We start from the raw sequence: 14,314 nt of genomic DNA, 5'->3' as shown, positions 1-14,314 counted from the left end.
TTGGGGACTGACCCCATAAGATGAGACAAATAAAAACACCTTCAAGTTTGAATACGGATGATTGTTATCCGAAATTAGACTTGGAGGTGTTTTTTCTATGGGGACAAGAGTGAGTTATCCGGTTGAAGTGAAACAGAAGGCTGTAGAAATGAGATTGGCAGGCGTACCTATGAAAGAGATCATGCAGGAGTTGAATATCAAAAATAATACGCAGATTAAGACATGGGTCAGATGGTATAAGGCTGGTGATACACATCGATTTGAACAGCCTGTTGGTAAGCAATACACTTATGGAAAAGGTCCGGAGTATTCTTCCGAATTAGAGAAACTGCAGGCAGAGAATCGATATCTGAGACAACAGAATGAAGTGTTAAAAAAGTACAACGAATTGGAAAGGAAGTTGATAGCCAAACGTCAGTCGAACTTGTAGAAGAATTGCACAGCACAATGACCGTGCAGGATATCTGTATTCATTTAGGTATCTCTCGCTCGTCTTATTATCGTTGGAAGAAGAATCTGAAGAAAGATCATCCCAAGCGCCATTTAGAAAAACAAATCGGCACGTTGTGCCGAGAGCACCAGTATCGATATGGATATCGAAAAATCACAGCTATATTAAAAAAGAGAATGTGTATTAACCATAAAACGGTTCAGCGTATTATGCAGAAAAATCAGTGGCAGTGCCGGGTTAAGGTGAAAAAGCGCAAGAAGAATGGGCAGCCATATGCCGTGGTCGACAATATATTAGATAGGAACTTTCAGTCTGATCATCCTCTTGAAAAACTAGTAACAGACATCACGTATTTGCCTTATGGACAGAAACAATTGTACCTTTCCAGTATATTGGATGTATATAATGGAGAAGTGATTGCTTTTACGATTGGAGATAAGCAGGACACAGACTTTGTCTTACACACACTTGATCAACTGCCAACACTGCCTGAGAACTGCGTGTTACATAGTGACCAAGGATCTGTGTATACATCTTACGAGTATCAGAAAGCTGTTAAAACAAAAGGCATTACCATGAGCATGTCCCGCAAAGGGACACCCGCTGATAATGCCTCCATCGAATCGTTTCATTCCTCACTAAAGTCTGAAACGTTCTATCTTAACAGCATTGATCGAACCACGACCGCCATCGTAGAACGCACTGTCATAGAATACATTCATTATTATAACAATATTCGTATTCAAACGAAACTAAACAACCAATCACCGATAAATTATCGGCAATTGGCTGTTTAAAAGGTGTTTTGATCCCTGTCTCAAAAACGGGGGTCAGTCCCCTTGGGCGTCCGTTTTTTTGTTGCTTAGGCTTGAGCACCTGTCAGTTTCTTGTACCTGTAATACAAGAAAGCAGCTGCAGCCGTTCCGATAACCGCAATGGCGAAGTCGAATATGAAAATATGAGCGATGCCCCCCGCTTTTGCGATAAGCCCTGTTGCAATCGGCAGCAGAATCGATGCAAGACTTGAAGCGGTCGCTACAATTCCGGTAACGGTTCCTTTTCGCTTCCAGAAAAGCTCTGTCATTAACGTAATGGTAATTTGAAACACACCCGCAGTTGAAAAGCCTAAGAAAAAGGCAGTGATGTCCAGCACAACTGGGATGTGAACGGTCAGCATGACTGCGAGCGTACATAAAGTAATAATAGGATATAAGAGCGTTATGAAGACAGGTTTGACCCATCTGTTCAGCAAAACGGCTAATAATAAAACAGATGCCAGAGATCCTATACTATAATAGCTCAGCAGTTGTACAGATGCTGATTCAGCTAAACCGGCTGCTTTTTGCGCGTAGCTCGGGAGCCAGATTTGAGAAACCGTAAATAAAGCCGTGGATGTAAAACCGATGATAATCAGTGCGGTGCCTTCTTTCTGAAAAACGGGTTCAGACAAGAAAACGGGAGATTCCTGTTGGCCGCTATTAGTTGGTTTCTTATGTTTTTTAGGAAACGAAAGCGTTGATAAATAAATAATATTCAGGAGATAGACCGCTGCCGGCAGATAAAAAGCAAATCCGTAAAACATGCTGTGGTCTGCTAAAAATGTGATCAAAAGCGGCAAAAGTGCGGCCCCGACAGACATAAAGGCTTTGACCAAGACATTCGCCGAACCGGAAGCAGACGGAAAGAGCTCGGTTAGGGCCGGATATGTTCCGGCATCCATCGCTGAATTTGCGACTCCGGCTAATAAGGCGAACACAAACGCCAGCTCATAGCTCGGTGATAAAGGAATACCGACTAAAAAGACGGCCATAATTCCCGCAGAAGCGACAACAAGCGGCTTTCTGCCGATTTTATCTGATAGAACGCCGGAAATGCCGTATGTCAGCAGTTTGCCAAACCCGATAGCGGCAATGACATAACTGATGCCGGTCGGATCGGTATTCCACTGTTTTGTTAATGAAGACATATTGGATGCGAGAATGATGTTGACCATCCCCAGAAAGAAGTAGTTGATATACATTCCGGATGCTGTTTTGATAGATGTCGTTTGCATGCTTGTACTCCTTCAAATCTTATTCGAACACTTTGCTGTTTACTGTTCTAAGGAAAATTGGTTTGGGGAAATGATAAAAAAGACTCGCCGAGTTTCCGGCCAGTCTCCATTATTTACGAAGCGAGGCTAATTCTTGAGCAATCGCCTGCATTTCACTTGGGCTGAATGATTCTTTTTTCATCACCATGCTGTGAAGGTACGTGAGGTCTTCAATCTTCTCATCACTGAAATCCTCCGCTTTGATTACGCCGACGTTCAGCATGTTCAGCTTTTGGGAAATCTCTTCAATCATTTGAGTTAATGTTTCTGTATTTGGGCTGGACAAATGGTTCCATCCTTTCTATGCGCAATATAGGTATGTTTTATTCTAACAGAATTCCATCAGAAAAAAACCCTATTCTAAAAGCAGGCTTTTAATTCCAAAAAAGTGAAGACATCAGTTGAAAAGGAAATGAACATCCTACTAAGATATTCATGAAGGTTTCTTTTTAGAGAAATAGGGGCAAAGAATAGGGAGGTTGCACATCATGATAAGCGTGTTATTTGTTTGTTTAGGTAACATTTGCCGGTCTCCGATGGCGGAAGCGATTTTTCGGGACCTGGCAGCCAAAAAAGGATTAGAGGGGAAAATCAAGGCGGACTCAGCCGGTATTGGCGGCTGGCACATCGGCAACCCCCCGCATGAGGGAACGCAGGAGATATTGCGCAGAGAAGGAATCAGCTTTGATGGCATGCTGGCGCGTCAAGTCAGCGAACAGGATCTGGACGATTTTGATTACATCATTGCAATGGATGCAGAAAATATCGGAAGTCTCAGAAGCATGGCGGGTTTTAAAAACACCTCGCATATCAAAAGGCTCTTGGACTATGTTGAAGATTCAGATCTGGCTGACGTTCCCGATCCTTACTACACAGGGAATTTTGAAGAAGTCTGCCAATTAATCAAATCGGGCTGTGAGCATCTGCTTGCGTCTATTCAAAAAGAAAAACAATTGTGAGTGAAAGGAGAATTTGCATGAACAACGAACGTTTAATGCTGAAAGGGATATTTCTCGGAGCTGCGGCAGGCGCGGCGTTATCACTGCTCCATAAGCCGACAAGACAGGCGTGCGGCATGAGATGGCTGACATGCAAGCATAAACTTTCACTGTATAAAAGCAATCCGGAGCTGTTAAAAAACACTGTTATCACAAAAGTGGATGAGGCCAAAAAGCTCGCCCAAACGCTTTCAAAGGAAGTCGACTTTGTGAACCAGCAGGTGAAAGAGCTGAAGAAAACAACGCCGCAAGTGATGGAACTCGTGCAAGAAACGAAAGAGCATTTTTCAAAAAAATGATCAAACATGCGAGGTGAGACGACATGAGTTTTTTGAAAGAGCTTTTCAGCAGATACACCCTTCATGAAGGACAAAGTAAATCAGCGGAGCTGGCGTACTTTTTTCTATTGTCACTGTTTCCGTTTTTGATTTTTATGCTGACGCTCACCGCGTATCTTCCGCTTTCTACCGATGATGTTTTAGGAGTCATAGAACAATATGCTCCCGCCAGTGCGATGTCTCTCGTTGAATCCATTACCCATCAAACCTTAAATAATCGAAATGGCGGTTTGCTGTCATTCGGGATTATCGCCGCATTATGGTCTGCGTCTAATGGAATGAACGCGATCGTCCGGTCGCTGAACCACGCGTATGATGTGGAAGAAAACCGCTCTTTTATCATTGTTCGTTTAACCTCGATTTTTTTGACGATTGCCATGGTATTTACGATTTTAGTGGCTTTGCTTCTGCCGGTATTTGGCCGGGAGATTGGAAGGCTCGCTTCTGACTTTGTCGGCGCGTCGGATCTGTTTTTATCCGTCTGGGCCGCCATTCGCTGGGGTGTCAGCCCGCTTGTGCTTTTGATTGTTTTTTCCGCGCTGTATGTGATTGCGCCGAACAAAAAGCTGTCTCTCCGGTTTGTCATGCCGGGTGCGGTCTTTGCGACCATCGGCTGGATCGTTGTCAGCACATTGTTTTCATTTTACGTCAGCACGTTTGCGAACTATAGCGCCACTTACGGGAGCATCGGGGGAATCATCGTTCTGATGATTTGGTTTTACTTGAGCGGCATTTTAATTATCCTAGGCGGAGAAATCAACGCTCTTTTACATAAACGTAAAAAGCTTCCTGATGAAAATCCCTACCATTAGCGCACCCTATAAACGAACTTCGGTTCAAAAAGAAGTCGGGGGGATATCGTGATGACCAAGCATACGAAAAAAGGCGGAAGCCATAACAAACAAAATTCGAAAGCAAATCGAGCCATAAAACAAGCGGAAGCGCCAACGGACAAAACGGCTACCATTAGCATAAAAGCCTCCTGACATGATGTCGGGAGGCTTTTTGATTAAGAAGATGAAGAATAGGTTTCAGCCGGTGACCAGCTTTTCGGTTTGCCCAGCACAAGGGCCAGCCACACAGCGCTAAGCGTGAGAGTAATGAAGTAGAACAAGTTTGCGCTTTCAAATGTCTGCATATACCAGCCGCCGGCAACCGGACCGAGGATGCTGCCGAGACTGAATGTAATGCCGCAAAGCAGGTTTCCCGCCGGCAGGAGATGAGGCGGAAGAAGATCTGTCATATAGCTGATGCCAAGTGTAAAGGTTGATCCGACTGCCATTCCCGCAATAAAAAAGCAGCCGCCGATCACGTAAGGCGAAGGAAATACACCGGCGATGAAAAAGCAAAGAGCCCCAGTCAGTAAAATCACCAGCAGCACATTCCGCCTGCCGTATTTATCGCTGAGGATGCCGAGCGGAAACTGAAAAATAATGCTTCCAATCGCAAATGCGGGAAGGATGATCGCTACTGCGTCTACTGATATCCCCAAACGGAGCGCGTACACCGGAAAGCTTCCGTTCAGCGCCGTTTCCAAAAAGCCATAGCCAAATGTAGGCATAAAGGCAACCCACCCAAACAGCATGGCCTGATAAAATCGCCTGAAACTATTGTCTGATTTGGTTTCATGAGGACTGGTTTCCGGGTATGCATTTTGTAGAAAGAAAACAAAAAGCCACGCAAACAGACTGATGCAGCCGGACACGATAAAAGGAAGCGACGGACTCAGCTTGACAAGCGGCACCATGAACGGGCCTGCGGCAAAGCCAAGGCCAAAGGAAAGCCCGTAAATAGACAGGTTTCTTCCGCGATTTTGTTTTGATGACATGGAGGTCACCCACGTTTGCGTAGAAAAGTGAAGCATGTGGTCGCCGATTCCAATGAACAGGCGAAGCAGGAACCAGACCCAAACTGACTGAAGCCAAATAAATCCGAATAAGCTTAAAATGACAATGCTTCCGCCCATGACGATCAGCGGCTTGAACCCGAGCTTTCTGAGCGGCGCTTCCATAAACGGCGAAGCCAAAAGCACACCGATATACAGCCCGGTCGCGTGCAGGCCGTTGATAGCAGCGGATTCTCCATTTGTTTCAAAAATGATTGAAATGACAGGCAGCAGCATGCCTTGTGAAAACCCGGAAATGGATACGAGCAAGACAAGGATAAAGAAATGAAATCGTGACATCGTGTCAGTTCTCCTTATGTGGAATCTATGTTGATCGTACAATGTTTTCCAAAAACAGGCAACCTGAAAAAAGCCTATATCACGCTATACATTTGCCCTCGTGTAATCATGAAGGTTTTTGTGAAGAATAAAAATAAAACAAGTCATAAAAAAGGAGCTATTTCACCATGAATCGTATCTTTTTTATTTTAGTGGCGGCCGGTGTTCCGCTTTCTGTGATTGGCAGTTTGATGCATTGGCCTTCCGCGGTTCTATTTGCAGTTTATTGCGTGACGATTATCGCGCTTGCAAGCTATATGGGGAGGGCGACAGAATCACTGTCCATCATTGCAGGACCGCGTATCGGCGGTTTGTTGAATGCCACCTTCGGGAATGCGGTGGAGCTGATTATTTCCCTTTTTGCATTAAAAGAAGGCCTGACAGGAATCGTGCTTGCCTCTTTAACCGGTTCAGTGCTGGGGAACCTGTTGCTGGTAGCGGGCCTATCGTTTTTTGTCGGCGGTTTAAAATATAAGCGGCAGGAATTTAATATCCATGATGCCCGCCATAACTCCGGGCTTCTGATTTTTGCCATCATTGTCGCCTTTGTGATTCCGGAGGTATTCTCTGTTGGTATGGGAAACGCCAGCAAGCTCAATTTAAGCATCGGCATCAGCATCATTATGATTCTGTTGTATGTGGCGGCGCTGTACTTTAAACTTGTCACGCATCGGGGCGTTTATCAGCCGAATAATGCCGCTCAGTCTGAAGAAGAGGAAGAGCCGGAATGGTCAGGGAAGGTTGCGACGATTGTCTTGTTTGCGGCAACGATTGTGGTTGCATACATATCCGAAAACCTGGTCCATACCTTTCACTCGGTTGCTGAACAGTTCGGGTGGAGCGAGCTGTTTATCGGGGTCATCATCGTGGCGATTGTAGGAAATGCGGCGGAGCACGCGTCAGCGATTATTATGGCCTTCAAAAATAAAATGGACATTGCGGTTGAAATTGCAGTCGGCTCTACGCTGCAGATCGCTATGTTTGTCGCACCGGTTCTCGTCATCTGTTCTATCTTTTTTCCGACAAGCATGCCGCTTGTATTTACATTGCCTGAGCTCGTCGCGATGGTATCAGCGGTTCTCTTGATGATCGCGATTTCGAATGACGGGGATTCCAACTGGTTTGAAGGGGCGACACTGCTTGCTGCATATGTCATTATGGCGATCGGCTTTTTCCTTCTTTAACCTGAAAAAATGATGGATAACAACAAAGCGGGATGAAAAGACTAAGGGAAAATGCCATAGAAAGAGTGATATGATGAAAAAGCTATTTCATTCCACACTTATCGTGTTGTTATTCTTTAGTTTTTTCGGCGTTCAGCCCATCCACGCGAAAAAGCAGTTTAAGGTTCCTAATTCTGTCGCAAGCATTTCAAAGGAAAACACGTATCCGAATGCTTCGCAGGATCAGCCAATGCTTCAGCCGAGCAAGCTGGCAAAGGAATTGCTCGATCATTCTGAGGTGAAGATTGAAAATCCGCATCTCATCAAAATGCTGAATGAATCCAACATATCCGGCACACCGCTTGCAGTAGGGTACCGGGCGACAATATTTCTCGGGAAATGGGCGCTCGGCTATGAATCAAATGAAACAGTCGCAAACTGGGAGTATAAAAAAATCAATACAAACCGTGCGGATAACCGCGGCGGGAAAGAAACGGCTGAAATGCATTATGCCCAGGAACAGCAGTACAGAGTGAAGGGCGGCCTGACAGCTAAAGTTCCAAATGCTGAAGATGTCAAAAGCATGATGATGCAAAAAGCAATGAAGAAAACGAACCTTCCGCTTGCATTTGAGACGGTCATTGGGGCTGGCACAAAACGGGATCAGATTTATAAAGTCGCTCCTAAAAAAATCGGTTATTTACATGCATATGCACCGGCTGTGAATGAAAAAGGAAAAGTGACTTACGGAGAAGTGTACTTAGTGCTGAAAGGAAATAAACGAAAACTCGTCGTGAAAAATGTCACGTCACAGGGAATCGGCGCGTGGATTCCAGTTCAAGATCATGTCACGTTTGGTTTTCAGCTTTCCTCACTGCCAAGATAAATAAAAAACTGATTCCAACTCGGAATCAGTTTTTTTGTTTATTGGGTTCTCTCGATTCGGACCGCTTCCTCAAGCATTTGCACATTGTTTTGGTAGAGCTGGCGAACGAGAACCCGTCTGACTGCAAGGCTGGCACTGAAATAATCATCATCTTTCACCATGCCTTTAACCGTAAATTCGACGCCGCGATTGATTTTATTCAATGCGGTGATGCCGTGGATTTGAAACGGTTCTGTCGGATTGCCGAATTCATCCCGCTTCAATGAATCACGAAGCTCTTCATTCAGCATGTCACATGCCTCTTCCAACACGCTGTACACGCGGTCCGGATCTTCTTTAAAGCTGATAAGAAAGGATTCGGTAATCCGCATAAAATCAATATTATAGTTCTCTATTTGTCTGACCTCGCCGTTGCTGATGGTGAGCAGCTTCCCGCTCCATTCCCGGATTTGCAGCGAGCGGAGGCCGATTTCCTCCACTGTCCCGTTGAACAAGTTGTTGACGGTGACATAATCGCCTTTGTGCAGCTGGCGTTCATATATTAAGAACACACCAGCCAGCACATCTTTGATCAGCGATTGGGCGCCAAAACCGATCACGATACCTGCTACGCCCGCCCCGGCCAATATCTTGCCGAAATCATGCACAAATAAAGAAATAACGTAAAAGATAAAACCAATTGTCGCCGTATACTGGGTGACAGAACGGACAAGGCTTTCAATCGTTTTTTCCTTTTTTTCTTCAATAAAATCCGTCCGTTTAAAAAATAGCTGTACCAGCCGGTTGATGATAAAGACACCGATCCAAAGGATAACGGCAACGAGGAGAATATCGACGATTTTATTTTGAAAAATCTCCGTAAGTGTTTCTTTCATCCGCATCTAACTCCTGGCTTGACGTTTTGTGAAGTCTGTATCCTGATAATAACTGTTTTTGACAAGAACATTCGGTCCGAGGCACCGGACATTCGGGCAGTGGCAACTTAGTTCTTTCGCAAGCTTGGTCTCTCTCCACTTTTCATAGGCGGAAGGGAGGCTGTCCGTCTGAATGTTGCCAAGCGGCGGGGTATCACCGAAATCGGTCACGATAATGTTTCCGTCGAAAATGTTCACATTCAGGCGGGACCGGCCGTCAGGGTCATTTCGCACTGTGACGTTTTTCGCCGCGCGAAGCCGGCGAAGCAGCTTTTGGTCGTCTTCGTCCGGACTGCAGGCATAAAACGGCAGCGTTCCGAACAGCATCCACGTATTTTCATCACGAATATCCAGCAAGCGGTGAATGGCCTGTCTCATCTCTTTCAGGCTGAGGGATTCAAGAGCGCTTGCGAAATCGCTTGGATACATTGGGTGGACCTCGTGACGCTGACATTTCATATCTTCTGTGATTTGGCGGTGAATATGCTCAATATGCGGAAGTGTTCGTTTGTTCAGCATCGTTTCCGCAGATACCATTACTCCGGCATCCACGAGCGTGCGGCTGTTTTCGATCATTTTTTCAAAATAGCGCGCGCGCTGTTCGAAGGTCGGTTTTCTGTCCATCATGGCAAAGCCGATTTCAGCAAAATCTTCAACTGTACCCCAGTTATGAGAAATATGTAGCACATCGAGATACGGAATGATCCATTCGTACCGCTCGATGTCGAGGGTCAGATTTGAATTAATTTGTGTCCGCACACCCCGTTCATGGGCATATTTCAATAAAGGAACAACATATTCTTTTACTGATTTCAACGAAAGCATCGGCTCTCCGCCTGTGATGCTGATGGATCTGAGGCGCGGGATTTCCTCCAGCCGTTTTAACAGAAGATCTATTGGCAGAGCATTCGGGTCTTTAGGCTGCAATGTATAGCCTACAGCACAATGCTCGCATCTCATATTGCACAGTGTCGTTGTTGTGAATTCAACGTTTGTCAGCTGCATGTCTCCGTATTGGTCAACATCCATATAGGCTTCCCAAGGGTCAAACTCGGGCGTAATCGGACGCAGCTTCGTGTTTTGTGTCATGACTATCTAACTCCTTTATAAATGGGCATACTAACGCTGCCAACAGTTAATTTTAGACCTGATTTGCCAAGATCGCAAGTAGCGCGGCGATTGAAAAACGGCAAAAAATGAGCTACCATAATAAAAAATGATTGGAGGAACAGAATGGGGAATGCCGTAAACAATAAAGATCAGCAGATTGATTATTTAAAGAACAGACTTGACATGTTTATGAACGTCATCGATTCATTAGACCCTGAAGCAACCGACGTTGAAGATATAGACAGGCTTATCAGCATGCTTGATGACCTGGAAGCCAAATACGAACGTTTTAAAAAAGATTGGGAATAAAACCGCGCGCCCGCCGCGGTTTTTTTATTGGCATAAAGCAACAGTATAAAACAAAGCCCCTATCTGTAAAATAAGAAAAAATGCAGAAGGAGCGCTGGCCATGAAGTGGATGTGTTCAATATGCTGCGCCGCCGTATTGCTTGCCGGAGGTGCAGCACAGGCGGAAGCGGTGCCGAATGAGCCGATTAATTGGGGCTTTAAACGAAGTGTCAATCATCAGCCGCCAGATGCCGGGAAGCAGCTGAACAGTTTAATTGAAAAATATGACGCGTTTTATTTAGGGAATACAAAGGAAAAAACGATTTACTTAACGTTTGATAACGGATATGAAAATGGCTATACGCCAAAAGTGCTTGATGTCTTAAAAAAACATCGCGTAACAGGAACGTTTTTTGTCACCGGGCATTTCGTAAAGGACCAGCCTCAGCTGATCAAACGAATGTCAGATGAGGGCCATATTATCGGCAACCATTCCTTTCACCATCCGGATTTAACGACAAAAACAGCTGATCAGATTCAGGATGAACTAGATTCAGTCAACGAAGAGGTTTATAAAATTACGGGAAAGCAGGACAATCTGTACTTGCGTCCGCCGCGTGGCGTGTTCAGTGAGTACGTACTGAAAGAAACGAAACGCCTCGGCTATCAAACCGTTTTCTGGTCGGTCGCTTTTGTTGATTGGAAAATCAACAACCAAAAGGGGAAGAAATATGCCTACGATCATATGATTAAGCAGGCGCACCCGGGAGCCATTTACCTGCTGCACACCGTATCAAGGGACAATGCTGAAGCACTGGATGATGCGATTACAGATCTGAAAAAACAGGGCTACACTTTTAAAAGCATTGATGATCTGATGTTTGAGAAAGAAATGAAGATGCCGTCCTTGTAATGAGAAGAGCCTCTCCTGAAATGGAGAGGCTTTTCTTTATTTTATACATTTAATCAGTGCGGCCCAGTCCAGATCCCCGAAGCCTTTCTCAATCCCGTTTTCAAAATGGCTCTTGGCCAGCTCGGCAAGAGGAAGATTTGCAGAAACCCGTTTTGCGGCGGCGAGTGCCAGGTTGGTATCCTTCAGCCCTAAAGACATTTTGAAGCCGGCCGGCTCAAATTTCTGCTCGGCCATAATGGTTCCGTAATTTTGATAGACTGGAGAACCAAAGAGCGCGCTGGCGATTTCTAAAAATTGTTTTTGTTCTAAGCCGTATTTCTCCATCATTAAGAAGGATTCAGATAACGCCTCCAGCATGGACACGAGCAAGAAATTGATGCTGATTTTGGCTGCATTTGCCGTCTTGCTTTCTTCGCCGACGTCAAATACCTGCTGGCTCAGGCTGTCGAGCAGAGGCTTGGCAGCTTGCTTTGCTTCCGCCGGTCCGGCTGTTATGATACGGAGCGCGGCTTTGGCTGCGGCATCCGGTCTGCCAAGGACAGGAGCGGCGAGAAAAAATTGTCCTTTCTCTGCATGAGCCGCTGCGAGCTTTTCTGAGAACTCAACACTGATTGTGCTCATCGAGATGTGAATGCCGTTCTCTGCTAATCCTTCAAGCAGCCCGTCTTCTCCGAATGTCACGGTGCTGACAGAATCATCATCTGCAAGCATTGTGATGACAATATCAGCGGACTTTGCCGCCAGCCGCGGCGTATCAGCTGCCTGTGCGCCTTCTGTGACAAGTTCTTCTGTCTTTTGTTTCGTCCGGTTATAGACAGTCAATTCGTAGCCTGCTTGAAGAACATTTCGGGCAATGGGCTGTCCCATATTGCCGAGTCCGATGACAGCAATTTTCAATCTGATCACTCCCTGAATATTTTTTCCATTATAAACAATATGAACAGAATATGCATAGCGATCGGCTTACAACAAAAAAGAACAGCTGCTCGCTGTCCTCATTTAAAAATATTGAACCATCCTTTATATCTAAACCAAATCAGCATTCCAATCACAAGCGCAGCCATCAGGCCAAGTACAGCGAAATATCCGTATTTCCAATGCAGCTCCGGCATAAAGTCGAAGTTCATACCGTATACACCGGTAATAAAGGTGAGCGGGATGAAAATGGTTGATACGATCGTCAGTGTCATCATAATCGCATTCATCCGGTTTGAGTTTAGCGTCACGTAGCTGTCACGCAAGTCGGACGTCATGTCACGGTTGGATTCCACAATTTCAGACAACTTTAACAAATGATCATATATGTCGCTGAAATAGGCTTTCGTCTCCCGCTGCTCTTTCACATGGTCAAGGCTTAAAATCCGGTAGAGCAAATCACGCATCGGGATAATCGTCCGTCTTAAATGCAATAGGTCTGTTCTGAGATCAAACACCTCGTTCATCAGCATTCCATACGTTTTGTGGGGACGGCTTTCTTCAATTTCATTCAGCCGGTCTTCGATTTTATACACGAGAGGAAAATATTCATCAACAAGCTGATCCATGATCATATAAGAAATATGCCCGGGCCCTTTTTTCAATATATCCGGTGAAGCATACAAACGCTCCCGGACTTTAGCGATACCTGGCGTTTCGTGTAAATGAAAGGTGACGACAAATTTTTCGCCTTGAAAGATATCGACTTCCTCCGTCTCAAGTGTTTCCTTATTCAGCGCATGAATCACGTAAAAACGATAGCCGTCATAATGGTCAAGCTTCGGCCGCTGCATGTGCTGGAAGCAATCCTCAATGGCAAGCGGGTGAAAATGAAAAAAATCTCTCAATAACGCCGTTTCCGTATCCTCCGGGCCGTAAAAATCAACCCAGTACCATGCAATATCAGGCTGTTCCACTCGTTCGATCGGTATATTTTTCAGCAGCTGATGCTCTGTTGTGATTGCGGTAATGTTGATCATAAACAACCCTCCACCTGCCATTATATCATGCGGTCTTTATGAGAAAAGTATACGGTACTCTCTGCCTAATTCAAGCGGCATGTTATACTGAACAAAAACGGAAAAAGGGTGGATCTCATGTGGAAGGAAAAAGTATCTGTCACGCCTCCGTATCATTTTGACCGCGTGCTGGACAGGCTGTCTTTAGACCCCCTCAATGCTGTTGATCGAGAGGCAAGGGAAGTCCGTGTGCCAATCAGAAATCAAGCGGGGGACGTATGTATTGTAAAGGTACAAGCGTTAGGACATGCGGGCGATCCTGAGTTCCTCGTCAGCGGGGAAACGGATCAGGGAGAAATGATGAAGGAAATCAAGCGGATTTTTCAATGGGAAAATCATTTGCAGCACGTTCTGGATCATTTTTCAAAAACGAGCCTGTCCGCTATTTTTGAAGAGCATGCCGGGACGCCGCTTGTTCTGGACTACAGCGTGTACAACTGCATGATGAAATGCATTATCCACCAGCAGCTCAATCTTTCCTTCGCTTACACGCTAACAGAACGGTTTGTTCATGCGTTTGGCGAGCAGAAGGATGGCGTGTGGTGCTACCCAAAGCCGGAAACGATTGCAGAACTCGATTATCAGGATCTGCGTGATCTGCAATTCAGCATGAGAAAAGCGGAATACACCATTGATACATCAAGGATGATCGCAGAAGGCACACTCAGCTTGTCAGAGCTGCCGCATATGGCGGATGAAGACATTATGAAGAAACTGATCAAAATTAGGGGTATCGGCCCGTGGACCGTGCAAAATATCCTCATGTTCGGACTTGGCCGTCCCAATTTATTCCCGCTTGCCGATATCGGCCTCCAGAATGCCATCAAACGCCATTTTCAGCTGGACGATAAGCCGGCAAAGGATGTCATGCTGGCGATGAGCAAGGAGTGGGAGCCTTATTTAAGCTATGCGTCTTTGTATTTGTGGAGAAGTATAGAATAAT

17 protein-coding genes are annotated in these 14,314 nt (G+C 45.4%); 10 read left to right on the top strand and 7 right to left on the bottom strand.

The window, feature by feature from the left end:
• The first annotated feature begins 97 nt into the window (after positions 1-97).
• A protein-coding gene (locus tag PUN35_RS10580) for an IS3 family transposase (RefSeq protein ID WP_087614160.1) occupies positions 98-1,248 on the top strand; the annotation gives its coding sequence in 2 pieces (ribosomal slippage) (positions 98-371 and positions 371-1,248; 1,152 coding nt in all).
• A 65-nt stretch (positions 1,249-1,313) separates the two neighbouring features.
• Here the strand turns inward: PUN35_RS10580 and PUN35_RS10575 are convergent.
• Entirely contained in the window at positions 1,314-2,504 is a 1,191-nt protein-coding gene (locus PUN35_RS10575) for an MFS transporter (protein ID WP_014479167.1), read from the bottom strand.
• A gap of 109 nt (positions 2,505-2,613) precedes the next feature.
• On the bottom strand, positions 2,614-2,829 hold the full coding sequence (locus tag PUN35_RS10570) for a DUF1128 domain-containing protein (protein WP_010330293.1): 216 nt from the start codon (positions 2,827-2,829) through the stop codon (positions 2,614-2,616).
• A gap of 202 nt (positions 2,830-3,031) precedes the next feature.
• Between PUN35_RS10570 and yfkJ the strand changes: the two genes are divergently transcribed.
• The 4 genes from yfkJ to PUN35_RS10550 are packed head-to-tail and all read left to right on the top strand — an operon-like array spanning position 3,032 to position 4,865.
• Positions 3,032-3,502: a protein-tyrosine-phosphatase gene (gene yfkJ / locus PUN35_RS10565; RefSeq protein WP_014479169.1), complete on the top strand. Its 471-nt coding sequence runs from the start codon at positions 3,032-3,034 to the stop codon at positions 3,500-3,502.
• 17 nt (positions 3,503-3,519) lie between these two features.
• On the top strand, positions 3,520-3,840 hold the full coding sequence (locus tag PUN35_RS10560; RefSeq protein WP_003233665.1) for a hypothetical protein: 321 nt from the start codon (positions 3,520-3,522) through the stop codon (positions 3,838-3,840).
• A gap of 23 nt (positions 3,841-3,863) precedes the next feature.
• Positions 3,864-4,691: a YihY family inner membrane protein gene (locus tag PUN35_RS10555; RefSeq protein ID WP_014479170.1), complete on the top strand. Its 828-nt coding sequence runs from the start codon at positions 3,864-3,866 to the stop codon at positions 4,689-4,691.
• A 51-nt stretch (positions 4,692-4,742) separates the two neighbouring features.
• Positions 4,743-4,865, top strand: coding sequence for a hypothetical protein (locus tag PUN35_RS10550; protein WP_014479171.1), 123 nt, complete (start codon positions 4,743-4,745; stop codon positions 4,863-4,865).
• Between the two features lie 23 nt (positions 4,866-4,888).
• On the opposite strand, the gene PUN35_RS10545 is transcribed toward PUN35_RS10550, so the two are convergent.
• On the bottom strand, positions 4,889-6,064 hold the full coding sequence (locus PUN35_RS10545; protein WP_003243008.1) for an MFS transporter: 1,176 nt from the start codon (positions 6,062-6,064) through the stop codon (positions 4,889-4,891).
• A 167-nt stretch (positions 6,065-6,231) separates the two neighbouring features.
• On the opposite strand from PUN35_RS10545, the gene cax reads away from it, so the two are divergent.
• Together cax and PUN35_RS10535 are read left to right on the top strand one after the other, a co-directional pair.
• On the top strand, positions 6,232-7,287 hold the full coding sequence (gene cax, locus PUN35_RS10540; protein WP_003233658.1) for a calcium/proton exchanger: 1,056 nt from the start codon (positions 6,232-6,234) through the stop codon (positions 7,285-7,287).
• 70 nt (positions 7,288-7,357) lie between these two features.
• Positions 7,358-8,152 carry a YfkD famly protein gene (locus PUN35_RS10535; protein ID WP_003233657.1) on the top strand — a complete coding sequence of 265 codons (795 nt, stop codon included), beginning with the start codon at positions 7,358-7,360 and terminating at the stop codon, positions 8,150-8,152.
• Between the two features lie 38 nt (positions 8,153-8,190).
• Here PUN35_RS10535 and mscC read toward each other — a convergent pair whose 3' ends face one another.
• Both mscC and yfkAB read right to left on the bottom strand, forming a co-directional pair.
• The gene (gene mscC, locus PUN35_RS10530) at positions 8,191-9,033 is read right to left on the bottom strand and encodes a mechanosensitive ion channel protein MscC (RefSeq protein ID WP_010886444.1); all 843 of its coding nucleotides are present in this window, start codon (positions 9,031-9,033) and stop codon (positions 8,191-8,193) included.
• Complete coding sequence (gene yfkAB / locus PUN35_RS10525) at positions 9,034-10,155, bottom strand: radical SAM/CxCxxxxC motif protein YfkAB (protein WP_003233655.1); 1,122 nt, start codon at positions 10,153-10,155, stop codon at positions 9,034-9,036.
• Positions 10,156-10,299: 144 nt separating this feature from the next.
• Between yfkAB and PUN35_RS10520 the strand changes: the two genes are divergently transcribed.
• Positions 10,300-10,485: an SE1561 family protein gene (locus PUN35_RS10520; RefSeq protein WP_003223132.1), complete on the top strand. Its 186-nt coding sequence runs from the start codon at positions 10,300-10,302 to the stop codon at positions 10,483-10,485.
• A 100-nt stretch (positions 10,486-10,585) separates the two neighbouring features.
• Positions 10,586-11,377, top strand: coding sequence for a delta-lactam-biosynthetic de-N-acetylase (gene pdaA / locus PUN35_RS10515; RefSeq protein ID WP_014479173.1), 792 nt, complete (start codon positions 10,586-10,588; stop codon positions 11,375-11,377).
• A gap of 36 nt (positions 11,378-11,413) precedes the next feature.
• Here the strand turns inward: pdaA and PUN35_RS10510 are convergent, their stop codons facing one another.
• Positions 11,414-12,274, bottom strand: a complete 861-nt coding sequence (locus PUN35_RS10510) for an NAD(P)-dependent oxidoreductase (RefSeq protein ID WP_014479174.1) — start codon at positions 12,272-12,274, stop codon at positions 11,414-11,416.
• Positions 12,275-12,372: 98 nt separating this feature from the next.
• Positions 12,373-13,332, bottom strand: coding sequence for a magnesium/cobalt transporter CorA (corA, locus tag PUN35_RS10505; RefSeq protein ID WP_014479175.1), 960 nt, complete (start codon positions 13,330-13,332; stop codon positions 12,373-12,375).
• A gap of 117 nt (positions 13,333-13,449) precedes the next feature.
• Here corA and PUN35_RS10500 point away from each other — a divergent pair, with 117 nt between their 5' ends.
• On the top strand, positions 13,450-14,313 hold the full coding sequence (locus tag PUN35_RS10500; protein ID WP_014479176.1) for a DNA-3-methyladenine glycosylase family protein: 864 nt from the start codon (positions 13,450-13,452) through the stop codon (positions 14,311-14,313).
• Position 14,314 lies beyond the last annotated feature (1 nt).

Source organism: Bacillus sp. N3378-2at, from assembly GCF_033412715.1.
Classification (GTDB): Bacteria; Bacillota; Bacilli; order Bacillales; family Bacillaceae; genus Bacillus; species Bacillus subtilis.
The sequence above is the reverse complement of the archived record's forward strand: the minus strand, read 5'-3'. Positions and strand labels throughout refer to the sequence as shown.